We start from the raw sequence: 26,155 nt of genomic DNA, 5'->3' as shown, positions 1-26,155 counted from the left end.
CTCTCGGTGAGCAATTGTACCTGATGTCACGTTACTACAAACAACTTTAAGATTATGAATGCGTCAAAGTCGATATAAGTACGTTTTTAACTACCTGCACACTGAAGCTTACGCCCCTGGCGGCTGGCTATGACTGGGGCGATTTTCTTCCATTGAAACTAGAATTCTGTGATAGCTTTCAAATCGCTCAGAGCTGATTTTGCCTTCATCAACCGCTTCTCTGATAAGACACCCGGGGTCGTTGAGGTGTTTGCAATCTCGAAATTTGCAGCCGCCAAGATAATCTCTAAATTCTATAAAGCCCCAGGTAATGCGTTCGCTTGGAATATGCCATAGGCCAAATTCTCTCACGCCCGGGGAGTCAATTAGATCTCCCCCCGCGGGTAAATGAAGTAACTTGGCGGTTGTTGTTGTGTGCTGTCCAAGGCCTGAGTTTGTAGAGATTTCTCCAGTGAGTTCGTCTGCATCAGGAAGTACTTGGTTTATTAAACTCGATTTTCCAACGCCGGACTGCCCAACAAACACGCTGATATTATTGTTTAAGTAAGCGTTTAGCGCCTCAATGCCTTCACCCGTAGCGCAACTGGTGTAAATCACTTCATACCCCAATTTTTCATAGGTAATAAGTTGACGCGCTACATCGGCTCGCTCGTCCTCGCTTAACAGTTCTACTTTGTTGATTACGATAAGTGGCGTAATACCAATGTCTTCGCAAGCGACTAAATATCGGTCGATGATGTTGGTAGATAAAGAGGGAAGAATGGCGCTTACTACAATTATACGATCTATATTGGCTGCAATAGGTTTTACACCGTCATAGAAATCGGGGCGAGTTAGTACAGAACGTCTGTCTTTTACAATTTCAATAACACTGTTAACGCCCTTATCTGTGGTATCTCCCTTACTGAAAAATACGGTATCGCCGCAAACTACAGACTCGACAGTTCTGCGTATGTGACAACGATAAATAGTACCTTCAGCGCTTTCAACATCGGCGTGCTTACCGAAACGGCCTATTACGGTGCCGCTGATAAGAGCGCTCTCATCGGGTGTTGCCGATAAAGACGTCGTTTGTTTTTCCTGTAAGCGTTTGCTGCGATTAGCAGCCACTTGACGCTTCTGTCTCTGTGTAAGTTTTGGTTTTTTCGCCACGATTATTTTCTAGTTTCACGTATACTAATACAATAATAACGTTTGTAGGACATGGTTGCCATGTCTGTAATGCACTGAGGAATGATATGAGCAAAGACAATAGCAATCTTGTTTGGATAGATATGGAGATGACGGGGCTCGATCCGGAAACCTGTGTGGTTATGGAAATTGCAACCATAGTGACCGATGCGCAGCTCAACATTCTTGCAGAAGGGCCTGTTATAGCCGTTCATCAACCCGATAGCGTGTTAGACAGTATGGATGAATGGTGCACTCGTGTGCACGGCGAAAGCGGCCTTACAAAGCGCTGCCGCGAAAGTACGGTAAACGAGCAAGAAGCCGCTGCCGAAACCATCGCTTTTTTACAGCAATGGGTAGAAGCTGGTAAGTCTCCGCTGTGCGGCAACACAATAGGTCAAGACAGACGTTTTATGGTTAAGTACATGCCAGAATTGGAAGCGTACTTCCATTACAGAAGTATTGATGTGAGCACTATTAAAGAGCTTACACGCCGTTGGAAACCAGAGATTCTATCTGGGTTTGAGAAAAAAGGTGTGCATCTTGCGCTAGACGATATTCGCGAGTCTATTGAAGAAATGCGCTATTACCGCGAGAAAGTGTTTACGATTTAAGCACTCATGAACACGGGCACTAAAAAAGTAGAATAAAAGGTTGCGTTACCCCAAAATTTTTGTAAAATGCGCACCACTTCAAACGAAGTGCCTTTTTGTTGCGGGAATAGCTCAGTTGGTAGAGCACGACCTTGCCAAGGTCGGGGTCGCGAGTTCGAATCTCGTTTCCCGCTCCAAATTTTAAACCTGATAGTAAACTTTACTTTCAGTGAGCGTGAAAAGCGCGACCCCTAGTGGGCCCGCGACCGAGTGTCGGCCAGTTGGCGAATCTCGTTTCCCGCTCCAAATTCAAATAAACTTACTCTAAGTAAGCACCAAAAGATGCAATAGCATCGATTCTATGCGGGAATAGCTCAGTTGGTAGAGCACGACCTTGCCAAGGTCGGGGTCGCGAGTTCGAATCTCGTTTCCCGCTCCAAATTTTTTATACCTCATTTTATAAGTTAACTTCTGTATTTGATTTCATGCGACCCCAGTGGGCCCGCGACCGAGTGTCGGCCAGTTAGCGAATCTCGTTTCCCGCTCCAAATTTTAATCAAATCACTTTGTAATTTTAGTTTCTCTAATACCTCAAGGCGACCCTAGTGGGCCCGCGACTGAGTGTCGGTCATTGCTTTACACGAGCTCGAATTCCTGTTCTCGCTTCGAAAACCTTCAAATTTCCGCATAATTCTCAAATTTATACGAAAGTATTAAGTTTGTTGGATTTGATGGCTGTGTGCCGTGATTTTATACCCTTTTCACTTTCACTTTGAATCAATATTCAAGGCTGTTTGCCTTGTTTTGGTGCGTGCTTATCTTGATTTTGCCCGATTTGTCGTTTATCCCTTGTGAACGGGCGTGAAAGTTTGTTTTTTTGCACTAATGTAGTGCGAAGTACGCCTTGGATGCTTAATGAGTGCATATTAAATGGATTTTTATAAATAAATATGCATAATTCGCGGCTTCAAAAGCCCATATTGCGAATAAACGAGCAATTGTTGGGCACAAAGCTTGCACTGGCTGCAATGTCAGTACAGTTTGCAAAGAATACGCTGTAAATAATAGTACCGCTCAAGCGCGTCTCAAACATGCTTACCTAAAGGTACATAAAATTAGTCTTTCTGCCATTAGCTATCAGCAAGAATAGCGGCCTTAAAAGATAAGAAAATACTCGGAGAAACACACATGGCTTATGATTTATCAAAGCGCAATCAAATCTCTGCATTAGCTTTAGCCGTATCGTCGGCTTTGGCGCTTAATGTAGGTGTCGTAAAGGCTCAGGAAGAGTCTGAAGTGGAAGAACGGGAAGTCGAAAAGGTAGTGGTAACCGGTTCTCGTGTTGCGCAAGATTCTTCGTTAGATGCTGCTAGTCCTGTACTAGCGATCAATGCGGGCGACATTAAAACATCAGGTCAGATCGATCTGGGCGCCATGCTGCGTGAATCTCCGCAATTACAAGCTTCATTACCAGGCTCTTTTTCTGCGTTTAACGGTACACCATTAGGTGCAAGTTTACTCGACCTACGTAACTTAGGTAGCGAGAGAACGCTGGTTATGGAAAATGGCCGTCGCCATGTTTCTGGTATCGAAGGAACAGGCTCTGTTGACGTTAATGCGCTGTCAACTGCATTGCTACGCAACGTAGAAGTTCTTACAGGTGGTGCTTCTGCTGTGTATGGTGCAGATGCCGTAACCGGTGTGGTTAACTTTAATATGCGTGATGGCGCATCGTTTGAAGGCTTAGAAGTTCGCACGCAAACCGGTGTAACAGATGACGGTGATGCTAATGAATTCTTCCTGTCACTAGCGAATGGCTTTAGCAGTGATCGCGGCGATTTAGTCTTTGCCGTTGAATATCAAGAAACAAGCCCAGTATTTGCGCGCGACAGAGACTTTGCTGGCTCTGGTCTATTTTCTCAAGTCGCTAACACAGAAGCTACTCAACAAGCCTTTGGTATAGACCCTCGTTTTGACAATACATGGGTGCCAAACTACCGCCTTCCTATTTCCAGTGATCGTGGTGTGATATCACTTACCGGCAGCGCGTTTTTTGATGTACTCGGTTCTGGCGGCGCACCGGGTTGTGCCACCATTGGTTCACAAATGATTCCAACGTGTCAGGTAATCGGTGAAGACGGTAATTTACGTGCTTACAACCCTGGTGATGTATATGTTGGTGCGTTCGACGCTAGTGGTGGTGATGGTGTTCCGGCATCTCCAGACAGCGAGTTGATATTGCCTGAATCTAAGAGAGTATTAGTTCAAGCTGTGTCTAATTATGAAGTGAACGAATTTATAAACTTCTTTGTTGACGCTAAATTTGTATCTAGCGAAACAAAAGAAACTAACCAGGTTAATGGTTTCAACGACGATATCCCTATTTCGTTAGATAACCCGTTTGTACCTAGCGCGCTACTTTCTCAAATAAACCAGCTTAGTGCCGAAGGCGAAAGCGTAAGTTTGGTAATGTCTCGCGACGTTCTCGATTTCAATGCAACCTCAAACCCAGAAGCCGAGCGTAAGACATTCCGTATCGTAGCTGGTTTCGACGGTTATATTCCTAATACCGAACTAGAATACGAAGTATTCTATAACTACGGTCGTACTGATGCCGATATAACGTCTCGAGTGCGTCTTGAAGATCGTTATTTTGCTGCTATTGACGCTGTGACTGACCCCTCAACCGGTGAGACAGTTTGTCGTTCTGATCTAGACAGTTCGGCATTACCGCCAACGTCGCCGTTCCCTACGGTTAACGGAAACTTCGGCTTCCTTACGTTCCAACCTGGCGACGGTTCGTGTGTGCCGGTTAACCTATTCGGCAAAGACTCTGTTAGTGCAGAAGCAGCCGCATTCATTTTCCAACCTGCTACATCGCAAAACGAAATTGAACAAGAAAACTTCTTAGCTGTGGTGTCGGGTAACTCGTCTGACTTATTTGAACTACCAGCCGGTCCCGTATCTTTTGCGCTTGGTTATGAGTGGCGTCGTGAGACGAGCTCTTTTACACCAGACCCTTATTCAGCATCTGGTCTTACATTTGGAACACTAGACTCGCGCAGCGGGCCAACTAACCCTTCAAACGGACAATACGATGTATCCGAATACTTTGTTGAGGCCACTATTCCTATACTTGAAGGAATGGACTTTGCTGAGCGCTTAGAGTTGCGTACAGCTTATAGAAGTTCAGATTACGAGCCATATGGCACTCACGATGCATGGACTGTGGGCTCTGTATGGTCTCCGGTAGAAACCTTTAGTGTACGTACTACGTACTCTGAGGCGGTACGTGTACCCAATATCAACGAAGCTTTTGCGCCTACGTTTGCTGCAACGTTGGGTGCAGGTGACGATCCGTGTAACCAGAACTTTATTGAAGCGGGATCAGAATTCCGTGAAGCAAACTGTATTGCTTTAATTGGTGATAGCGTTGCCGATGGCTCATATGATTCAACCAACTTCTTATCTGCGTTTGTTGCCGGTACAACCGGTGGTAACCCGGATCTAGAACCAGAAGAAGCAGAAACCGTAACGATAGGAACAGTTTGGAAGCCTGAAGGTGAATTTGATGGCGTATTCGATGGTCTAGTATTCACACTAGATTATTATAATATTCAAGTTGATGGTCTTATCGATAGCCTTTCTGGATTTGATATCGCTTCAAACTGTGTTGATGCTCCAACGATTAACAACCAGTTCTGTGACGCGGTAGACCGCGATGGTTCAAACGGGTTTATTACTAACTTCCGCTCTGGCTTCATTAACCTTGCAGCAGTTGAAACTTCAGGGATCGACTTCCGTATCGATTACGTTGTTGACCTTGCAGAGCTTACCGATTCTGACTCACGCGTTAACTTCACTATAAATGGAACTAACTTCCTCAAGAACGAGGAAGTACGTGACGTATCTGCACCCGATGAAGTCACAGACGTACTAGGTACATTCAGCCGTCCGGAATGGATAGTGAATATGAATGTAGATTACCTAATCGGCGATTTTGTTATTGGTTGGAGCGGTCGCTATGAAAGCTCACAGTTACTTCCTGGTCTTGAAAATCAAGATATTGAAAATAACCCGGACTTCGTCAGCATTACCTCTACAGGTTCTGCTTTAGTTCACGATTTTTCAGTCTCTTATACATTCGACGATTCGTTAGAAGTATATGGCGGTGTGAATAACGCGTTTGAGGAAGACCCATACCTAGGCACACTGTCCCGTCCAGCAGGGCCTCGTGGACGCTTTTTCTTCTTAGGTGTTAATTACAATATGTAAGAAGGTTAATACTAGAGTGTTAGTACAACAATGCGTGCTAACCTAAAATCAAACAAAAGCCTCGCTTAAGCGGGGCTTTTTAATGTTTGCAAATCTCAATTAAGAGGGGGTTGCCTAGGCCTGACATCAAAGCATTGATTTTAATGCTTTCTATCGCTACTCTTACTGGTCTAACCAGATGCGTTTGCCAAATGTTATGTGCGGATGCATCTTTTCTCGCGGCAGTTATAACCATACAGCGGTAAATTATGAACAAGAATTATGTACTGAATATGTACAACAAATTTATGAAGCTCCCGTTCGGCCAAAAACTATTTAGTTGGTACTCTGCTAGACGGGCGCCATATTTTTCTACTGTTTCTCCGCTGATCACCGATATTCGCCCCAACTATTGCGAAGTGTCCTTAAAAAAACGAAAGGCAATTCAAAATCACATTGGTACTGTTCACGTAATTGCCATTTGTAACGGTTTAGAAATGGCGATGGGGTTTATGTGTGAGGCGTCTATTCCCAAGCATTTGCGTTGGATCCCAAAAGGGATGGAAGTGAAGTATCCAGCAAAAGCGGATACCGATATTCGATGCGTGGCTGAAGTACCAGAAGATGCATGGAAGCCTGGTGACCTGCCTATTTCAGTAAAAGCATACGATACAAATGGTACCGTTGTTGTAGATGGAATTATTACCGTTTGGGTCAGTGAGAAGCGCTAAATAGTACAAGGCTGCGTGAAGCATTCTGCATCTTATTTTGATTTAAAATATTAAGTTTTTACTACCTCGTGTTTTGGGTTTGACAGTAGCTGCAAACCCAACTAAACCTACCAATAGCATGTCGTTATATGTCAAATAAGTAGTCTATTTTTACGCTAAGTAAGAGATTGGTCTCGCTTGGCTACACCCAACTAATATAGTTTGAACGAGGTGGATATGGCGGTTATTTCAAAACAGCAGGTAGCGAGTAAATTATTTGTCGATAAAAAGAACTACCCTTATGGCTTTGCCCGTTCTGGTGACTTTTCTATCTCCGAAAGTAAGCTTTTGCAATCTCATGGAAGTTTATTTGCCGCCCTGGTTGACGGCGAAATAACTCCGGAAAATGATGAGGAACAAGCTTATCTTGAGTCAGCTTTGGGGCATCGCGAACCTTCAACTCCCCAAGAAAAGGTGTGGCTTAAATATCAACGACGAATAAATAGGCCTAAAACCGCAAGCATCTATGGCTCACAAAAGCCTGTCATTGACGATACCGACGCGGATAATGACGAAGACATCAATGACAATAGCGATCTTGATGTGGATGTGTCTGATTAGCCTTCAATACATGCGTAAAACAAACGTAACAGATGATAAATTCCAAATTTTGTTAACCGATTGTAAATAATTATCCTATTTTGGGTGAATAATGTCTTTATTATGAAATATTCATCCTAATTATTACTATTATTGGGATATATATCTCACTTTTCCTCATTTTGGTGTTTTATCTTCCTATTAGCTTCGATATAGTCCGGACATCGTCAGCGAAAGATGACAACTCACAACCTTTTACGGGAGATACAACAGTGAAAATGATGTCGGGCGCAGCCATGGTGGTTGAAGCGCTAAAAGATGTAGGAGTAACACATGTGTTCGGTTATCCAGGTGGTGCCGTACTTGACATTTATGATGCTTTATTCGCACAAGATGATGTCAAACATGTCCTCGTACGTCATGAACAGGCAGCCGCACATATGGCGGATGGGTATGCACGTTCAACTGGCAAAACCGGCACCGTTCTCGTCACTTCAGGTCCTGGAGCAACAAATACGATTACCGGTATAGCCACTGCATATATGGATTCTATTCCTATGGTAGTGCTATCGGGCCAGGTGCCTTCTATGCACATAGGTGAAGATGCTTTCCAAGAAACTGATATGGTAGGGTGTTCACGTCCTATTGTTAAGCATAGCTTCCTTGTAAAGCGCTCTGTTGATATTCCTGAGGCAATTGCAAAAGCCTACTATATTGCTAATACAGGTCGCCCAGGCCCGGTAGTTGTTGATTTACCGAAAGATTTAGTAAGTGTGGCGGACGAACATCCGTATGTGTTCCCGTCTGACGTAACTATGCGCTCTTACAATCCAACTGAAAAGGGTCACCCAAAACAGGTCAAAAAAGCAGTAGAGTCACTGTTGAAAGCGGAACGTCCGATTTTATATGTTGGCGGTGGAGCAGTAGCCTGTGACGCCTCCAGCAAAGTGATTGAGCTAGCCGAAAAGCTAAACGCCCCCGTTACATGTACCCTAATGGGGCTTGGTGCCATGCCGGGAACACATAAGCAATTTATTGGCATGCTTGGCATGCACGGCACCCTTGAAGCTAATAAGTCGATGCATAATGCCGACTGTATCATTGCTTTAGGTGCGCGATTTGACGACCGTGTAACTAACAACGTTGATAAGTTTTGCCCTCACGCCGATATCATACATGTTGACATCGACCCAGCATCTATATCTAAAACGGTGAACGCACATATTCCAGTGGTTGGTTCGGTAGATAAGGTTTTAGATCAAATCCTTAGTCAAGTGGATAAGAAAGACCTTTCTGCTCAGCCTGAAAAGCTTGCCGATTGGTGGAGCCAAATAGCAACTTGGCGAGCAAAAGCTTGCTTGAATTATGAGCAGGGCGAAGAAGTTATTAAACCACAGCGAGTTATTGAAACGCTCTATAAGCACACCGATGGCAAAGCCTTTGTGAGCTCGGACGTGGGTCAGCATCAAATGTTTGCTGCCTTGTATTATCAGTATGATAAGCCACGTCAGTGGATTAACTCTGGCGGCCTAGGCACTATGGGCTTTGGCCTACCCGCGGCAATGGGAGTTCAGTTTGCTCACCCTAAAGCCACATCAGTAGTGGTAACGGGTGACGGTAGTATTCAAATGAATATTCAAGAACTGTCTACCTGCTTGCAATACAACTTACCTATCAAGATTATTTCGTTGAATAACCGCGCGCTTGGCATGGTTCGTCAGTGGCAAGATATGATCTATAAAGGTCGACATTCACACTCCTACATGGATTCGATGCCTGATTTCGTTAAGCTTGCAGAAGCTTATGGTCACATTGGTATTAAGGTCGATAAGTTAGATGAGCTCGACGCCGCTATGGAGAAATGTTTCAGCTACACAGATCGCTTGGTGTTTATGGACATTGCTATAGACCAAAACGAACACGTATATCCTATGCAAATTAAGTACGGAGCCATGGATGACATGCGCTTGAGTAAGACGGAGCGAACCTAATGAAACGCATTATTTCAGTATTAATGGAAAACGCCCCTGGCGCACTATCTCGAATTGTTGGTGTATTCTCTCAGCGTGGATATAACGTAGACTCGTTGTGCGTAGCACCCACAGACGATTCAAGCCTTTCACGCTTAACTATCATTACCCATGGTGATGACAAGGTTATCGAGCAGATCACTAAGCAGGTAAATAAGCTTATTGACGTGCTTAAGGTGGCAGATTTAACGGAAAACACGCACATTGAGCGCGAATTAATGTTAATTAAAGTCGCCACCCGTACCGAGTCAGTGCGCGCGGAAGTTAAGCGTAATTCAGATATTTTCCGCGGCCGCATTCTTGATGTGAACGCCAATAACTACACTATCGAAATTACTGGCACTACCGACAAGCTTGACGCATTTGCGGCCACTATGGGCCAATGCGCAGAGGTTATCGAGTCGTCGAGAACGGGTGTGTGTGGTCTTGCTCGTGGTGATAGAGCACTAAGGCCTTAGCGTTTAGTTATTCGTACAACTGCGAATAACTATATTCAAACATTTGAAGGCCAGTGCAACACTGGCCTTTTTTATACCGAAAAAGTTGCTTACAACACAAACTCAATTGTTAGATACATCTCCGTAATACGCCTCTACGCGCAGGGCCACACCAAATGAAGGAGAAAAGTTTTCCTCTCGCAGTAGCAACACAAAGGGCTCAACGTCAAAATATAGCCAATCTCTCACCGTATTTGAACGCCATCTCAAGCCGCTGTAAATCTCTTCAACGCGATAGTTGGGTTGGCTAAGACCCTCTACCATAAAGTGGGGAATGAGCGAATTGTGACGATTTAGGGAATACAAATGGTGAATTTCATGTCGCCAAAACCAATCGTCGGTCTCATCGCGATAAAAGAAACGGTTGTTCTGTCGAATTAAATGCTGCGGGTTTAGATCGTATTGAAAAGCAGCGCCCAACTCTGCGCCCAGTCTATCCCTTGTGAAATAATAAACTTCAGCATCGTATAAAACAGCCCAGTTTTCGCTTATCGCTGCCGCATCTCTGTACCTTGCTCGAGTGTAAAGCTGATCACGCCTGCCAGCGCCAATTCTAAAAGAATAATGGGAGTTTTGATCTGGTCGAAAACGAAGGGCGATAGTTGTGCGATCTCGGTTGTTGTTTGCTGTATCCCTCGCTGCTCTGATGGCTGAATCTTGGGTTTCATCTTCGTTATCACTCAGTAACAAATCTACCCGCTCTTCTAGTGCTGGCAGTTTTACTCGAATGCGAAACCGCACATCGGTATCTGTTAACATGCCAGAGCGAGGTTCCCAAGCAAGTTGAACCCGCCCTTGGGCTCTAGCCTGTGAACCCATGAGCTTCTCATCGCTTTCTTTACTGTAAAACCAGCCATCGAATTGCCTTACTGTAAAGTCCATCGAATTAGTAAAGCTACGCTGCCAAATATCAAACCATTGCTCTTCGTAGTCATGTTGATGACCGTCATCTACTTCTATGGCCTTTTTCTTGACAACGTTGGTGGTCATTATCACTCCACTAGGCGCGTTTTGACTGTGTTTCACCGCCTCGCTCTCGCCCTGAGAAGGTGAGAAATTAGCAAGTAGAAAATGGCATAACACAGTGACAGCGCATGTCATTAATGACTAACTCCTTGTTAATAATGGTAAAGCCTGTGTGGACTGTAAGTGAAACCGAAAAGATTACTTTGTAGTAAGAAGAATGAAACGCATGAAGTAAAAGGTCAATGATTATTCGATAAGATAAATATTCAGGTGAAAGGAGCGCCTTGCAGTGGCATACTGGGCACATTGAAGTTGGGGAGATAAATTTTATGGGTGGTATTAGTATTTGGCAGCTGCTGATAATACTAGTGATAGTAGTGTTACTTTTTGGCACAAAGCGTTTAAAAGGCATTGGCACCGATTTAGGTAGTGCTATAAAAGGCTTTAAAAAAGAAATCACTGAAGACGATAAAGACGCAGACTTCGACCAAAAAAAGCAGGTAGAAGAACAGCGCACTTCTGACTCAGTAGCGACAAAAACAGAAAGTGATGTGAAAGATAAGTCCTAATGTTTGATATTGGTTTTTGGGAGCTTTTGGTTATAGGCGTTTTGGCCCTTTTAGTGTTGGGGCCAGAGAGGTTGCCTGGTGCCATACGTTCAACCATCAATACCGTTCGTGGAGTGCGCAATATGGCAACTGGCTTTAAGCAAGAAGTTGAGCATCAGTTGCGCGTGCACGAGTTGCATGAAAATCTTAAGAAAGCGGAACAGCAGGGACTTAAAGAACTCTCACCAGAACTTGAAAAAAGTGTGGATGAGTTGAAAAAAGCGGCTGAATCGGTTCAAGAACCTTATAAAAAGCAGTAAATGTCTGACGCAAACAACTTACTATCTCATTTAATTGAATTACGCAGCAGAATTCTAAAGGCGTTACTGAGCGTGCTTGTTGTGTTCTTGTGTCTGGCCGCGTTTGCGCAAGATTTGTATCAACTGCTGGCTATGCCGCTGTTAGATGCTATGCCAGAAAACGCGACTATGATTGCTACCGATGTTGCCTCTCCCTTCTTTGCTCCGTTTAAGCTTACGTTGGTGCTGTCCTTTTTCATCGCCATACCTTACGTACTTTATCAAGTCTGGGGTTTTGTGGCTCCAGGGCTTTATCGTAACGAAAAACGATTAGTCGCTCCCTTGCTGCTTTCTAGTACTCTTTTGTTTTACGCTGGTATGGCGTTCGCCTATTTTGTGGTATTTCCAATCGCTTTCGCGTTTTTCACCAGTGTTGCCCCTGAAGGGGTAACAGTAAGTACGGATATTTCCAGCTACCTAAATTTTGTATTAAAGTTGTTTTTTGCGTTCGGAGTATCGTTTGAAATTCCCATTGCCATTATCCTTATGTGCTGGACGGGCATAACCGACGCTAAATCGTTGCGGGCAAAGCGACCTTTCGTAGTAGTAGGTGCTTTTGTTGTTGGTATGCTGCTAACTCCGCCCGATATCATTTCGCAAACCTTACTGGCCATCCCTATGTGGTTGCTATTTGAAGTAGGCGTAGTGATAGGTGGTTTGTATGCGGGTAAGGGAAAGCGTGAAGAAAATAAAGCGAGCGACGACACAACAAACGCTTCTGACGACGCTTAAATAATTTATTAAAAAGGAATAAAAAAATGAAAACTCGAATAATCCCTTTTATTGCAGTTTTGGCGGCTTTAAATGCGTTGCCAGCGCAGGCTGAAAGTGTTGGTAAGGCAATTGAAAAGTGTCGTGCTACAGAAAACAGCTTAAAGCGCCTAATGTGTTATGACCGCATGGCGAAGTCTTTGAGCCAGTATGACGATACAGATATGCAAATGAGCGAAATGCCAGCGCTACCCAGAGCAAAGCCTAAACCTTCGACTGCCAACGTGCCCGCTTCTCGTCCTCGTGTTGCTGCGGCGCCGGCTCCTGCTGTTACTGAAGAGCGCGATCCTGAAGCCTCTTTTGGTTTAGATAGAAAGCGCACGCCAGCCGATGAAGTATCTGAGGTTGTCCTTACTATTGCCGACCTATCAGAGGGAGCACGAGGAAAGACCGTTGTTACCTTCAGTGATGGCGCGGTATGGCAGCAAGTCGACAATACCTATTTAAAGCTTGAAAAAGGTCAAACGGTAAGTATTGAAAAAGGTCTTTTCGGCGCGTTCTTCTTAAGCGTGGAAGGGCTTAATAAGCGCTTAAAAGTGAAGCGCGTAAAGTAGATGAAACTGTTCGACGCCGGCGTAAATCTGCTAGACGGGCGATTTAGTGCTGACGAAGTTATTCAGCAAGCGAATGACGCTGGCGTTGCAAGGTTATGCATTATTACCACCCATCCAAACGAGTGGGATGATGCGTACCAGCTATATCTTAAATACCCCGATATCTGTTGTTACACCATTGGTGTCCACCCGCACAATGCAAAAGACGTAAATGCACACGGGTTGATGCAACTCGAGCAACTTGCTCAACAAAAGGGCTGTGTTGCAATAGGGGAGTGTGGTTTAGATTTTAATCGCAATTTTTCTGCGCAAGAAACTCAGCTATCGGTGTTTGAGGAGCAGCTAAAGATTGCTGTCAAGCTGCAAAAACCTGTGTACTTGCACGAGCGTGATGCCTTTGAACCTCAAATAGCGCTGCTAAGAAAATATATTCCCCAACTACCCAATGGTATCGCGCACTGCTTCACCGGAGGTGTAGAGGAAGCAAAAGAGTACTTAGCCTTAGGGTTGTATATTGGAATTACAGGGTGGGTTTGCGACGAAAAACGCGGTGAGTCGTTAAGAAATGCTATTACGTGTATTCCTCACGATAGACTCATTTTCGAGACCGATGCGCCTTACCTTTTCCCAAAAACACTGAGACCAAGAAAAAGAAACAATGAGCCTGCTTTTTTACCCCACATTGTAGAGCAGGTTAGCGATATGCTTGGTGTTCCGGCCCAACAGCTTAGTAAAAGCAGTTTTGTTAATACGCTAACCTTATTTAGTATTGACTGAGATATGAGAAAAAAGCTGGATTTACTGCGTAATCACGATGCTTGGTTACTGCTTACCACCTGTGTAGCGGTTGCCATCTTTGTGTGGCTGTTTTTGAATATCTCCCCTAGTACTTCGTTGCCGCCGCACTATTCTCAGCTAACGTACTTAACGACTAACAATGACGAGATAGACTTCGATAACGTAGCGCAGGTGCCGAAGAGCCGCTGGACTGCGATATCTTCGCCTATTAACTTAGGCATGAGCGATAAAACCGTATGGTTTTCTCTGGTCGTAGACCCGACCCAAAGCCCAGAGAGTCAGTATTTACTGCATATCGACTATGCACTGCTCGATGTTCTCGACGTGGGGGTTTTTGAGAGTACTGGGGCAACTCCTGTTGTGCTTTATTCTGCCGGAGACACTCAACCTACCAGCGTACGCCCGCTACAACATGTTAAGCCCTTGTTTCCCCTACCTTCTAGTCAGTTCTCCCAGCGAGTTTTTATTAAAGTAAAAACAACGGGCACTATTCGATTGCCGGTGCGGATTTGGAAAGAGAGGGAGTTCATTCAGTTTACTGCTAACCGAAATGCCGCGCTGGGTGTGTTTTTCGGAATTCTTATCGCTATGGGGATCAGCAATATCTTTCTGACTGTCACAACAGGAAGTCGCTCATTTCTTCTCTATTCAGGGTATGTTTTTTGTTTAGCGCTTACCATAGCCACGCTTCAGGGATATGGTTTCACCTATATATGGAGCAATAGCCCTTGGTTTCAGGGAAGGGCCGCGGTTATTTTTGCCAGTGCAACAATCATGTTTGCCAGTATGTTCACTCGCAGCTTACTACCGATTAAAAAGTACAGCCTGTTGTGCGATAGAATAATGATTGGTATTGGTTGGACTTGCGGTATAACTCTTGTTGGCGGTGTTATCTTGCCTTACTCATTTATGATTAAAGCATTCTTGATTGCATTAAGTTTTATCGTTACTTACACCCTTGCGCTTGGAGCCTGGATGGCAATAAAAGGTGAAGCAGTAGCACGATACTTTACCATAGCGTGGGGGTTTCTCTTAGTTAGTGCGTTAGCGGCAAGCTTTGATAACGTTAATTTAGTAAACTTCCCCTTAACGTCAAATACTTTACTGATTATAGGTGGGGCAGTTGAAACCCTTATTTTAGCGCTTATCTTGGCCATTAATTTTAGTCACAGCCGAGATTCTCTTATCGATGCAAAACAGTTTGCTTTAGAGCAGGAAAAACAGGCGAATATAGCCAAAGAACACCTGCTGACCATGCAGCAGCGTCATCAAGAAGACTTAGAATACAAAGTTGAAGAGCGCACTTTAGAGCTAGAGGTGACATTAAGAGAGCTTTCTGAAGTGAATCAGGAGCTAGAGCGGCTTAACGCTATCGACCCTCTTACAGGTGTGCACAATCGCCGCCACTTTGATAAAAGCCTCCGTGCCCAAGGCAGACGAAGTAGAAGAGAAGAAATCCCGCTTTCGCTGATCATTCTCGATATTGACCATTTTAAAAAGATTAATGATACGTATGGGCACGACGCGGGCGATTTGTGTTTAAAACACACGACTTCGCTGTTTCAACAACACATTCACCGCCCCAGTGACGACTTATGCCGAATTGGTGGAGAAGAGTTCGCCTTTATTCTGCCCAACACTGACTTGGCGGGTGCTACACATTTAGCAAAAACCATAGTCAGAGTATTAGCAGACAAGCCATTTAACTATGAGGGTAGTGAAATTAAACTTACTGCCAGTGCAGGCGTATCAACTGCTGTTATTCAAGACGAAGAGCAAGCCCAAACTCTATTTAGGTTCGCCGATAGCTTGCTGTTCAAAGCAAAACAAACCGGGCGAAACAAAGTAATATCTCAACATTTGCAGGACCAACTATGACCACTTCTTTTCCAAATAAGCGCATGCGCAGGCTAAGAGCTAAAGACGCATTGCGCAGTCTCGTTGCAGAGCACGCGCTTTCTGTTGATGATTTAATCTACCCCGTATTTGTGTTGCCAGGTGAAAATGCCCGAGAGGCTGTTCCGTCAATGCCAAATGTAGAACGCCTGTCTCTCGATCTCTTGCTGTTAGAGATGGAAAATTGGGTGGCCTTGGGAATAAGAACGTTTGCGCTTTTTCCTGTTACGCCAATGGCACTAAAAACCGACTGTGCTAAAGAAGCGTTTAACCCAGAAGGGCTTACGCAAACTGCCCTGAGTGCCATAAAAGAAAAGTACCCTGAGGTCATGTTGATGTCAGATGTTGCTCTCGATCCCTTCACCTCCCATGGGCAAGATGGACTTATTGACGCCGACGGCTATGTCGTTAACGACGAAACAGTCGAAGTGTTAGTAAAACAGGCGCTATCTCATGCCGAGGCGGGGGCTGATATTGTTGCACCCTCTGACATGATGGACGGACGTATAGGTCGCATTCGTGAAGCGCTAGAAAGCAAAGGGTATGTGAACACCTGCATCATGGCTTACTCTGCAAAATATGCATCGTCTTACTATGGCCCATTTCGAGACGCGGTGGGCTCGGCTGCTAACATTAAAGGTGGAAATAAGAAAACCTATCAGATGGACCCAGCAAACTCTAATGAAGCCCTTCACGAGATAGCACTTGATATTGAAGAAGGGGCAGACATGGTAATGGTGAAGCCGGGAATGCCGTACTTAGACATTGTTCGCCGCTGTAAAGATGAGTTCAACGTGCCCACTTTCGCTTATCAGGTGAGTGGTGAGTACGCTATGCATCAGGCTGCATTTGCGAATGGATGGCTAAAAGAGGATGAGGTAGTTTTAGAATCTCTACTCGCATTTAAGCGTGCGGGCGCCGACGGCATTCTTACTTACTTCGCTCCGAAAGCCGCAGAGCTGCTGAATAAAAGTTACTGAATAAATAAGTAACAGCCTTTATTTTTTAAAAGAGCGAGCAAAAGCGCCGCCAAATGTATTTTGTACATTTGGCGGCGCTTTGTGTTGAGCCTGTATAAATGCGGCTTTGCTTAAGATTTTTATGTAAATAAGCTAAATGCAAACAAGCTCACAGCCGGCTTTGTGTTGAAGCCAGCACTCATTAGCTAATTCAGCGTTTATCAAGGGGTGAGATTTTAGCCAGCCCTCAGGAAAAGTGAGCGTCCATTTACTGTCATTACAAACAAGTTTTACATCAGGAATATGCTTGTTTTGCCTGCGCAAGCAAAGCACTACGGCAATACGTAAAACACGAAGCAACCCCTTTAGCATGGGGCGGTAATCATGATGATAGTTATCGAATACATCCTCAGATATGGCTAGCCTGTGCTGGGATACTAGTTCTCGAATAGCCGTTCGCTGTAGGCGTGTAAACCCTGGTAAGTCGATAAAGCTAAGAATATAAGCGCCGTGTTCATGATGACGTTTGTATTCTATATGAAGCCCAATCTCGTGCAGCTCAGCTGCCGCGCCTAAGATGGTTTCGGTATCTAAATGACAGATATTTTGTTGTCTGCACAGCTGATAGCAAAGCGACAGGGCAACTTGCCTCACAGAAACCGCGTGGGCTGTATCTATATGATAGCGCTGCTTGGTCTGATTAAGTGTTTGTTGTCTACGATCATTGTCAGTGACATTGTCTAACATGCCGTAAATCAAACCTTCTCGTAACGCGCCTCCAGAAATGTTCATATGCTTGATATGTAACGCCTCAAAAAGACTTATTAAAATAGCAAGTCCGGAAGGGAATATCGCTTTTCTGCTTTCTTCTAAACCCTCTATTTCAAGTTGGCCTAAAGAGCCACATTCAACACATTGCTGTTGCAGGTGGTAAAGGTAGTCTAGCCTTATTGCGTCACTTATCCCCTGTGCAACCAGTATTTCAGTAATGGCTTGTGGTGTGCCAGACGCACCTAAACAGTTTTCCCAATCAAAACAAAGAAACGCGTTAGACACTTCATTTATGAGTGAATGAGCCGCTTTCTTTGCTTGATCAAAATTTTCGGTGTTAATAACACCACGTTGAAAGTAGCGCTCCATAAAGGTAACGCAACCCATGTCCAAACTTTTAAGATGGATAGGCTGCATATCATTACCGATAATGATTTCAGTGCTAGCGCCACCGATATCAATAACCAAGCTGTTGCCCTGATTAGCGGAGGTATAGGCGACGCCTAAATATATCTGCCTGGCTTCTTCTTCGCCGCTAATTATATTGAGCTTGTGGTTAAGGATCTCTTCAGCTTTGCGCACAAAAACATGTGCGTTGGTTGCAAGACGCAGCGTTGCGGTTGCCACTATCTTGATGTTTGAAGGGGGAATATCTTGCAGCCTTTCAGAGAACACTTGCAGGCATTGCCAGCCTCGTTCCATACTTGTTTCATCAAGCAAAAAATTATCGTCAAGCCCTGCTGCTAATCGCACCTTTTGCTTTATTTTACCAATAATTTGAACGCTACCATTAACAACATGGACAATGACCATGTGAAAACTGTTTGAGCCTAAATCTACGGCGGCATAATATTCACCGTAGGTTTGGGCATCGTGCTGGAGTTCTGCCTGCATAGTATCTCGTATAGTGTTTCTTATATCTTACTTGTTTGTATGTCTTTGCTGAGGTTTACCACGCCCTCGGCTATTTCCTCTACGTGAAGAGTTTCGATTATTGGGCACTCTCTTCTTTCGCGGTCTTGGTGGCTTAATATCTTCCAATAGTGCGGTTCTATCGTAGTCTGTTACCGGAATGGTAGCGTTAATGTATTTTTCAATCGCGGGTAAGTTAAGCGCATACTTCTCACAAGCAAAGCTAATAGCAATACCGCTTCTTCCTGCACGGCCGGTGCGACCAATACGGTGCACGTAATCTTCGGCGTCATCAGGTAAATCATAGTTAAACACGTGCGTTACCGCATCGATGTGTAATCCGCGCGCAGCTACGTCGGTGGCAACAAGTATATCCAGTGCGCCTTTGGTAAAATCTTCTAGAATACCCAGGCGTTTCTTTTGAGGCACGTCGCCGCTTAATAAGCCAACACGGTGTCCATCAGCGGTAAGCCAATCAGTTACCTTTTCACAGCTGTGCTTGGTATTGGCAAACACAATGGCTTTTTCCGGCCATTCTTCTTCTAACAATGTGAGAAGAAGCAGCATCTTATCTTCGTCAGATGGATAGAACAGTTCTTGGCTAACACGTGTTGCCGTGGTTTGTTCGGGCGCTACTTGAACATGAGTTGGATTGTTCATGTGCTCGTATGCTAATTCCTGTACGCGGTAACTTAGCGTGGCAGAGAACAGCATGCTTAGGCGCTCACCTGCCGGAGGCATGCGGCGGAATAAGAAGCGAATATCTTTAATGAAACCCAAATCGAACATACGATCGGCCTCATCAAGTACGGCTACCTGAATATTATCTAGCGTAAAGACGTCCTGTTTGTAGTAATCCAAAATGCGCCCTGTCGTGCCAATAATAATATCCACCCCTTCTTCTAGGGTTTCGCGTTGACTTTGGTAACCTTCGCCCCCATAAATCAACCCAAGCGATATTCCAGTATGCTCACTGAGCAACTTGGCATCGTTAAATATTTGCACAGCCAGTTCACGTGTCGGAGCCATAATAATGGCGCGCGGACCGTCTGATTTGCTGTTACTTGAGTTTTCTGCTTTGCTTAGCAGGTAATGGAATGTAGCGACCAGAAACGCAATGGTTTTTCCCGTGCCCGTTTGAGCTTGGCCCGCAATATCGAGACCTTCTAATAACGGAGGCAGTGCAAGTGCCTGAATTGGTGTACAATGCGAAAAATTCTCTGCCGTCAAGGCGTCAACGACTTTGCTGTTGATCGGCAGGTCGGAAAAATGAGTTTCAGTTAAATGAGTAGGCATAGCTTATAGCTTATCAGTGCTTGCATTAAAAAACAGTTTCTATATAACACTTATGGTAAAGCTGAGTATACTCAGCAACAGACCACAAACGGAGAAAAGAATGAGCGACAAAATTATCCAGTTATCTGACGATAAATTCGAAGCAGATGTTATCAATGCTGACAGTCCTGTACTAGTTGACTTTTGGGCCGAATGGTGTGGCCCCTGTAAAATGATCGCGCCTATCTTAGAAGAAGTTGCGATCGAGTTTGATGGCAAGTTAACAGTTGGCAAGTTGAATGTCGATGAAAATAACGAAACTCCGCCTAAATACGGTATTCGCGGCATTCCAACACTGTTACTTTTCAAAAATGGTAATGTTGCTGCTACGAAAGTAGGTGCGTTATCAAAAACTCAACTAACAGAGTTTCTTAACGAAAACCTGTAATTGAACAAGAAAAGCCGGTGTAGCTAACCTCTACATCGGTTTTTTGATCACGCCCTGTTGCATTACACTTTAGGATAGTAAGCCCAATTTAATTAACATTTAGTGAGCAAATCGCTGGACGTTGATTAAATATAGTGCTAACTTTTCTCTCAGCGCTCATCCGAGCAGCATTCTGCACATGTCCAAATCCGGGCGATACCAAATCTAAACGAGAACAGAGTGACCAAAAGTCCTGTAAGCGAAGTTCAAGCACAAAGACCCACCAGTATGAATTTAACCGAATTAAAGAATAAACCAATTAGCGAGTTGGTTAACATGGCCGAAAAAATGGGCCTTGAAAATATGGCTCGCGCCAGAAAACAAGACATCATATTCTCCATTTTGAAGACGCATGCGAAAAGCGGCGAAGATATCTTCGGAGATGGAGTTTTAGAGATTTTACAGGACGGTTTCGGCTTCTTACGTTCAGCTGACTCTTCTTATCTTGCAGGTCCGGATGATATTTATGTATCGCCAAGCCAGATACGTCGCTTCAATCTGCGAACTGGTGACACCATTGCAGGAAAAATTCGTCCACCAAAAGACAGTGAACGTTACTTTGCGCTGTTAAAAATACGCGAAGTAAACTTCGACAAGCCTGAAAACTCACGAAACAAAATCTTGTTCGAAAACCTTACTCCTTTGCATGCAGCAGACCGTTTGCGCATGGAACGTGGTAATGGCTCAACAGAAGATATTACAGCGCGAGTACTTGATTTAGCATCGCCTATTGGTCGCGGTCAGCGCGGTCTTATTGTAGCACCGCCTAAAGCAGGTAAAACTCTTCTACTTCAAAATATCGCTCAATCTATTGCTGCCAACCACCCTGAGTGTGAGCTAATGGTATTGCTTATCGATGAGCGTCCAGAAGAAGTAACAGAAATGCATCGTCTTGTACAAGGTGAGGTAGTCGCATCGACGTTCGATGAACCAGCAAGTCGCCACGTTCAAGTTGCAGAGATGGTAATTGAAAAAGCGAAGCGGTTGGTAGAGCACAAGAAAGATGTGGTTATCCTTCTCGACTCAATTACTCGTCTTGCTCGTGCCTATAACACGGTTATTCCATCATCAGGTAAAGTACTCACCGGTGGTGTAGATGCCAATGCGTTGCACAAGCCAAAGCGTTTCTTTGGTGCTGCCCGTAACGTTGAAGAAGGTGGTAGTTTAACTATTATCGCTACAGCGCTTATCGATACCGGCTCTAAAATGGATGAAGTTATCTACGAAGAGTTTAAAGGTACTGGTAACATGGAACTTCACCTTAACCGCAAAATTGCGGAAAAACGTGTATTCCCAGCTATCGACTTTAATCGTTCTGGTACTCGTCGTGAAGAACTTCTTACGAAGCAAGATGAACTTCAGAAAATGTGGATCCTTCGTAAAATCGTTCACGAGATGTCAGAAATTGATGCCATGGAGTTCTTAATCAGTAAGCTTTCTATGACGAAGACCAACAATGAGTTCTTCGATGCAATGCGAAGACAAAAAAGCTAATAAATAGCTATTGTTTTAAAAAAGCGCCGGATACTAGGCGCTTTTTTTGTTTCTAAGCCCCCTTATACCTTCTTTAACTGGCGGCGCTAACTAAGGCATTAGACTTCCGTACAATACTTTTCTTTTTCACTATGCGTTATTTTGATTATCAGCAATAAGGTTAGTGATGTGTTCTGTAATCAGATGCTTTATTCTGATGAAAACAACAAAGGAAAATCATCATGTTTAGGAAAAATTTAGTTGCGTTAACCTTAGCTAGTCTTTTTACGTTTAGCACGGCCATCGGAGTCTCTGCTAGCGCAGCCTCTGTCGATGTAGATACCCTTGCTACGAATGTCGAACCTGATGTCATTAAATGGCGCCATCACTTCCACCAATATCCTGAGCTATCAAACCGAGAATTTAAAACTGCCGAATATATCGAATCTTATTTGACGTCCCTTGGCCTTGAAGTACAAACAGGTATTGCAAAAACTGGGGTAGTAGCCATTCTTGATTCGGGAAAACCAGGTCCTGTCGTTGCACTTCGAGCAGACATGGACGGCTTGCCTGTTAAAGAGCAAAACGACTTGCCATATCGGTCTGAGCAAATGGGTGAATACAACGGCAATGAAGTTCCTGTGATGCATGCCTGTGGCCACGACACTCATATGGCCATGTTGATGGGGGCCGCCAAAATCCTTACCGACATTAAGGGCCAACTTAAGGGTAAAGTGAAATTTATATTCCAGCCTGCAGAAGAGGGCGCGCCTGCCGGAGAAACCGGTGGAGCAGAGGTTATGGTTAAGGAAGGCGTACTTAAAAATCCCGATGTAGATGTGATTTTTGGGCTTCACATCAATGCCAATACCGACGTAGGCAAAGTGCGCTACAAGCCAGGTGGCACTATGGCAGCGGTAGATCCGTTTAAAATAGTGATTCACGGTAAACAAGCTCACGGTGCTTATCCTTGGAAAAGTGTTGACCCTGTAGTCACCGCGGCGCAGATGATCATGTCAATTCAAACTATTGTTAGCCGTGAAATAAAGTTAATAGATGATGCTGCCGTTGTTTCGGTGGGCTCTATTCATGGCGGCAATAGGTCAAATATTATTCCTAACGAAGTTGAATTAGTGGGCACTATCAGAACCCTCAACAAAGCGGCACGTGAGCATATCTATGAAGCGCTGCCTCGCAAAGTGAAAGGTATTGCAGAAAGTATGGGAGCGAAGGCTGAGCTTACTTTGCCTCTTGATTATTCTTATCCAATAACGTTTAACGACCCTGAGTTAACGCAAGCGATGCTACCTACCATGCAGCGAACTGCTGGAGCAGAGAACACCTTGTTGTCTAACCCGGTAACCGGTGCAGAAGATTTCTCTTTCTTTCAAGAAAAAGTGCCTGGACTTTATGTTTGGGTTGGTGGAAAGCCACTTGATGTATCAGAGAAAGATAGCCCTGCTCACCACACTCCAGAGTTTTATGTTGATGACTCTGGAATGAAACTAGGCGTTAAGCTATTAACGAACTTTACTCTCGACTATATGGAGCAGCATTAATATGACGATGGAGACGTTTCTTGCGAAAACCTGATTTTCATTTGAGTTGGTCTTTAGCGCTAAACGTTTTTCTTGTTTGCTTATTAGGTGCAGGTCTTAATTCAATACCTGCACCTTTTGATAGTGCAGGTATTGCCGTATTTGGCTGCGGTGCTGCTGTTTATGCAGCGCTGCGCTTCCCACCCCTGCTTTCTATTCCCATGGCATTGGTCATTAGTGCGCCTATTTGGTTCAGCGACGGAAGTATCGTCGGAAAAGAAAGCCTTACACTGTTACCCATTGTTTTAAGCTTCTTTGGGTATCAAAAGTCGCTAAGACAGATAATTAAAATCGGCGGTGGATTTTGGTCCATTGTTTTTGTGCCAATATTATTTTTAGAACACGCTCTATACGATACTGAAAACCTCAATTTGCTTTTATCGGGTGTTTTAGTGACTTGGATAAGCGGCGTTTTGGGGCTTGTGTCAGGCCACTTTGCTTATCTCACCACTCACGGGTTACGGCGAAAGCTATCTTATGAACCTGAAAAGGTTAAGCTAAATTTTTTATTAAGCTATTTTTTTGCTGGCTGTTTCTTTGTGGCTTCTACGGCCGTTATTTACCTATCGGTAAGCCTGTTTCAGCAGCAACAAGAGCGACAAATCAAAGGATATATGGCACAACGTGTTGCCGTACTACAGCAACAGTTATCAGACTTTATTAGTCAGCATCAGCGGGTTATATCATCTACAGCACAAACTCTGTCGGGTGATAAGCGAGCCGAGCAGCTAGATGCTCGGGCGACGAAGCAATTATCAATAGCAGCATCACTTTACCCAAATTTTATTACATTTCTGGTTACCGATGACAGTGGCAACATTACCCATACCTACCCACCTAATCTAATTGAAAACGTCAGAGCTGGTGTTTTACCAAACGTTGCTTATAGACCTTACTTTTTCAAAGCCATGCAAAGTGGGAAGCCTTATCTATCGAATGTTTTCCAGGGAAGAGGTTTCGGCAACGACCAGATTGTTGCCATGTCTGCGCCTATCAAATCTGAAGATGGTAAGCCAATAGGTATCATTGAAGGCTCACTTTCGTTGAAAAGTTTTTCAATTTTCGATGAACTCAGTTTAAACGGTTTCTCTTTGCTCATAGAAGATCAAAAAGGTGAGGTTGTCTATGCTTCAGAGACACTAAATTTACGACCGCTCAGTAAGGCACCAACCTATCCGTGCGAACCAGAATGCGGTAATGAGATTCAGGATGGGCCTGAGGGCAAAACCTGGTTGCGTTATAAAGGAGATATAGCTCAGGCCAACTGGACCGTAAATTATTACTTCAAGCATGAGTACCTTCTTAGCTCTATGAGCAGCTATCTGCTTAAAGATCTTTTATTGCTGCTGTTGCTATCTCTTCTTGGAACAATAACCGGCTTTTTGGTTGCCAGAATGATAAGCATGCCGTTAAGGCGACTCATTCGCTACATTGCTAATTTTGATCCCTCTACTAACAGGGAAAGCAAAATTCCTCATCAAGCGCTTCATATTCAAGAGCTTACCTCGGTTAATGCCGAGTTTGTAAAGTTAGAGCAAAGGTTATTAAAAGCCTTCGACGATTTAGACAAGACCAGAGCAAAAGAACAGCAACTCAATGTTGAACTTGGCGAACTGAATCAGTCTCTTGAAGCGCGAATTGAGGAAAAAACACATCATTTAGAAAGCGCGCTTAAATCGGCGGAAGCGGCGAACACGGCGAAAACGCAATTTCTGGCCAATATGAGTCACGAAATACGAACGCCAATGAACGGTATTATTGGCTCTTGTGAACTTATGTTTGAACACAATCTGCCCGAGCATATCGCATCAAGAGCAAAAACGATTTCTCGCTCAGCGACTAACCTCTTGCTTATTCTCGACAGTATCCTCGACTGGTCAAAAATAGAATCGGGAAAAATGGGGATCGATAATCGAGACACACAGATACATGAGCTACTTCACTCTGCCCGTGAGTTGTATCTGTATTCTGCCGATATAAAAGATATTGCAGTGGATGTTAATATTGACTCTTCGGTGCCAAGTGCGTTGATTACCGATGCTGGCAAGGTGAGCCAAGTGGTTAATAATTTACTTAGCAATGCCATAAAATTTACCGATGAGGGGACCATTACCATTGGTGCCGAATATCGTGATAACCACCTAATTATTGCTATAAGCGATACGGGAATCGGCATTTCAGAAGACAAACTGAATACTATTTTTGAAAAGTTTGAACAGGCCGACGCTTCTACAACACGCTATTACGGCGGAACCGGGCTTGGCTTGGCAATCAGCAAAGGGCTTGTCGAGCTTATGGGCGGAGAAATACAAGTAAAGAGTGCGCTTAGTGAAGGCTCTACTTTTACATTCTTCATACCTTGTAAAGAGGGAGAAAGTAGTGCGGTTAAAACCATGTCAGAGGTTGCTACGCTGCCGGAAAATATTCATGTGCTGCTAGCTGAAGACAATGATATCAATGCTGAAATAGTCATGGATATGCTGAAAGGTGCAAACGTTCGCTGTATTAGAACCAGAAATGGACTGGACGCTCTTGAAGCGGCAAAAAAATATGCATTTGATGTGATTATTATGGATTGCCAAATGCCGGTGATGGATGGGGTAACCGCCACATCTCTTATTCGAAAACAGGGCAAAAATAAGGATGAAGTTCGCATTATCGCGCTAACGGCTAACGCGTTTGAAGAAGATAGACAGGCGTGCCTCAACGCAGGAATGGATGCCTATTTAAGTAAGCCTATACGCAAGCGAATGCTCTTCAATACAGTGGCTAACCAACTAGCTAAAAGTTGATTTTTTCTATTGCTACGGTGCTTTTATGACGTCGACCTCGGGCAGCGTCTGTGAGCCGCAAAAATGTACAGCAAAGATCAACATGCCCCAGGGAATTGAAGTGGGAATTTATTGCAAGTTGCGCTACAATCGCGGGCTTTCA

General features: G+C 44.3%; 21 protein-coding genes and 2 tRNA genes. 19 read left to right on the top strand and 4 right to left on the bottom strand.

Translation table 11 applies throughout. The features are described from left to right. Positions 1 to 108: 108 nt before the first annotated feature. Complete coding sequence (gene rsgA / locus GTW09_RS15765; protein ID WP_163112640.1) at positions 109 to 1,152, bottom strand: small ribosomal subunit biogenesis GTPase RsgA; 1,044 nt, start codon at positions 1,150 to 1,152, stop codon at positions 109 to 111. An 86-nt stretch (positions 1,153 to 1,238) separates the two neighbouring features. On the opposite strand from rsgA, the gene orn reads away from it, so the two are divergent. From orn to ilvN, 8 genes are all read left to right on the top strand, one after another. Then, on the top strand, positions 1,239 to 1,784 hold the full coding sequence (gene orn / locus GTW09_RS15760) for an oligoribonuclease (RefSeq protein WP_163112639.1): 546 nt from the start codon (positions 1,239 to 1,241) through the stop codon (positions 1,782 to 1,784). Between the two features lie 100 nt (positions 1,785 to 1,884). Further along, positions 1,885 to 1,960, top strand: a tRNA-Gly gene (locus GTW09_RS15755). Positions 1,961 to 2,126: 166 nt separating this feature from the next. After that, a tRNA-Gly gene (locus GTW09_RS15750) sits at positions 2,127 to 2,202 on the top strand. Positions 2,203 to 2,951: 749 nt separating this feature from the next. Further along, positions 2,952 to 6,038 carry a TonB-dependent receptor domain-containing protein gene (locus tag GTW09_RS15745; protein WP_163112638.1) on the top strand — a complete coding sequence of 1,029 codons (3,087 nt, stop codon included), beginning with the start codon at positions 2,952 to 2,954 and terminating at the stop codon, positions 6,036 to 6,038. A 248-nt stretch (positions 6,039 to 6,286) separates the two neighbouring features. Then, positions 6,287 to 6,748 (top strand): hotdog fold domain-containing protein, encoded by a 462-nt coding sequence (locus GTW09_RS15740; RefSeq protein ID WP_163112637.1) that lies wholly within the window; start codon positions 6,287 to 6,289, stop codon positions 6,746 to 6,748. 216 nt (positions 6,749 to 6,964) lie between these two features. Then, positions 6,965 to 7,348, top strand: a complete 384-nt coding sequence (locus GTW09_RS15735) for a MaoP family protein (protein WP_071978506.1) — start codon at positions 6,965 to 6,967, stop codon at positions 7,346 to 7,348. Between the two features lie 251 nt (positions 7,349 to 7,599). Continuing rightward, positions 7,600 to 9,318 (top strand): acetolactate synthase 3 large subunit, encoded by a 1,719-nt coding sequence (locus GTW09_RS15730; RefSeq protein ID WP_071978507.1) that lies wholly within the window; start codon positions 7,600 to 7,602, stop codon positions 9,316 to 9,318. Further along, complete coding sequence (gene ilvN / locus GTW09_RS15725) at positions 9,318 to 9,815, top strand: acetolactate synthase small subunit (RefSeq protein WP_032095445.1); 498 nt, start codon at positions 9,318 to 9,320, stop codon at positions 9,813 to 9,815. Before GTW09_RS15730 ends, ilvN begins: the two co-directional genes overlap by 1 nt. Positions 9,816 to 9,917: 102 nt before the next feature. Here the strand turns inward: ilvN and GTW09_RS15720 are convergent, their stop codons facing one another. Then, positions 9,918 to 10,955 (bottom strand): hypothetical protein, encoded by a 1,038-nt coding sequence (locus tag GTW09_RS15720; protein WP_163112636.1) that lies wholly within the window; start codon positions 10,953 to 10,955, stop codon positions 9,918 to 9,920. A gap of 194 nt (positions 10,956 to 11,149) precedes the next feature. On the opposite strand from GTW09_RS15720, the gene tatA reads away from it, so the two are divergent. The 7 genes from tatA to hemB are packed head-to-tail and all read left to right on the top strand — an operon-like array spanning position 11,150 to position 16,726. Then, on the top strand, positions 11,150 to 11,389 hold the full coding sequence (gene tatA / locus GTW09_RS15715) for a Sec-independent protein translocase subunit TatA (RefSeq protein ID WP_071981115.1): 240 nt from the start codon (positions 11,150 to 11,152) through the stop codon (positions 11,387 to 11,389). Beyond that, positions 11,389 to 11,688 carry a Sec-independent protein translocase protein TatB gene (gene tatB / locus GTW09_RS15710; protein WP_071978509.1) on the top strand — a complete coding sequence of 100 codons (300 nt, stop codon included), beginning with the start codon at positions 11,389 to 11,391 and terminating at the stop codon, positions 11,686 to 11,688. Before tatA ends, tatB begins: the two co-directional genes overlap by 1 nt. After that, complete coding sequence (gene tatC / locus GTW09_RS15705; protein ID WP_071978510.1) at positions 11,689 to 12,459, top strand: twin-arginine translocase subunit TatC; 771 nt, start codon at positions 11,689 to 11,691, stop codon at positions 12,457 to 12,459. It abuts the gene before it with no gap. A gap of 26 nt (positions 12,460 to 12,485) precedes the next feature. Then, positions 12,486 to 13,052, top strand: coding sequence for a hypothetical protein (locus GTW09_RS15700; protein WP_163112635.1), 567 nt, complete (start codon positions 12,486 to 12,488; stop codon positions 13,050 to 13,052). Next, positions 13,053 to 13,829, top strand: coding sequence for a TatD family hydrolase (locus GTW09_RS15695; protein ID WP_163112634.1), 777 nt, complete (start codon positions 13,053 to 13,055; stop codon positions 13,827 to 13,829). A 3-nt stretch (positions 13,830 to 13,832) separates the two neighbouring features. Beyond that, the gene (locus GTW09_RS15690) at positions 13,833 to 15,728 is read left to right on the top strand and encodes a sensor domain-containing diguanylate cyclase (RefSeq protein ID WP_163112633.1); all 1,896 of its coding nucleotides are present in this window, start codon (positions 13,833 to 13,835) and stop codon (positions 15,726 to 15,728) included. Continuing rightward, positions 15,725 to 16,726, top strand: a complete 1,002-nt coding sequence (gene hemB / locus GTW09_RS15685) for a porphobilinogen synthase (RefSeq protein ID WP_071978514.1) — start codon at positions 15,725 to 15,727, stop codon at positions 16,724 to 16,726. The genes GTW09_RS15690 and hemB overlap by 4 nt, the downstream gene beginning before the upstream one ends. A 132-nt stretch (positions 16,727 to 16,858) precedes the next feature. Here hemB and GTW09_RS15680 read toward each other — a convergent pair whose 3' ends face one another. Next, entirely contained in the window at positions 16,859 to 18,370 is a 1,512-nt protein-coding gene (locus GTW09_RS15680) for a Ppx/GppA phosphatase family protein (RefSeq protein ID WP_163112632.1), read from the bottom strand. 27 nt (positions 18,371 to 18,397) lie between these two features. Beyond that, positions 18,398 to 19,684, bottom strand: a complete 1,287-nt coding sequence (gene rhlB, locus GTW09_RS15675) for an ATP-dependent RNA helicase RhlB (protein ID WP_071978516.1) — start codon at positions 19,682 to 19,684, stop codon at positions 18,398 to 18,400. A 100-nt stretch (positions 19,685 to 19,784) separates the two neighbouring features. On the opposite strand from rhlB, the gene trxA reads away from it, so the two are divergent. The 4 genes from trxA (at position 19,785) to GTW09_RS15655 (ending at position 26,013) form a co-directional block, all read left to right on the top strand. Continuing rightward, complete coding sequence (gene trxA / locus GTW09_RS15670) at positions 19,785 to 20,111, top strand: thioredoxin TrxA (protein ID WP_163112631.1); 327 nt, start codon at positions 19,785 to 19,787, stop codon at positions 20,109 to 20,111. A 267-nt stretch (positions 20,112 to 20,378) separates the two neighbouring features. Continuing rightward, positions 20,379 to 21,644 (top strand): transcription termination factor Rho, encoded by a 1,266-nt coding sequence (rho, locus tag GTW09_RS15665; RefSeq protein ID WP_083595354.1) that lies wholly within the window; start codon positions 20,379 to 20,381, stop codon positions 21,642 to 21,644. 221 nt (positions 21,645 to 21,865) lie between these two features. After that, positions 21,866 to 23,182, top strand: coding sequence for an amidohydrolase (locus GTW09_RS15660; RefSeq protein ID WP_163112630.1), 1,317 nt, complete (start codon positions 21,866 to 21,868; stop codon positions 23,180 to 23,182). Between the two features lie 20 nt (positions 23,183 to 23,202). Next, on the top strand, positions 23,203 to 26,013 hold the full coding sequence (locus GTW09_RS15655; RefSeq protein ID WP_163112629.1) for an ATP-binding protein: 2,811 nt from the start codon (positions 23,203 to 23,205) through the stop codon (positions 26,011 to 26,013). Positions 26,014 to 26,155 lie beyond the last annotated feature (142 nt).

This window comes from Alteromonas hispanica, assembly GCF_010500915.1.
Taxonomy (GTDB): Bacteria; Pseudomonadota; Gammaproteobacteria; order Enterobacterales; family Alteromonadaceae; genus Alteromonas; species Alteromonas hispanica.
Note: the sequence above shows the minus strand (reverse complement) of the source record. Positions and strands in the feature narration are given on the sequence as shown.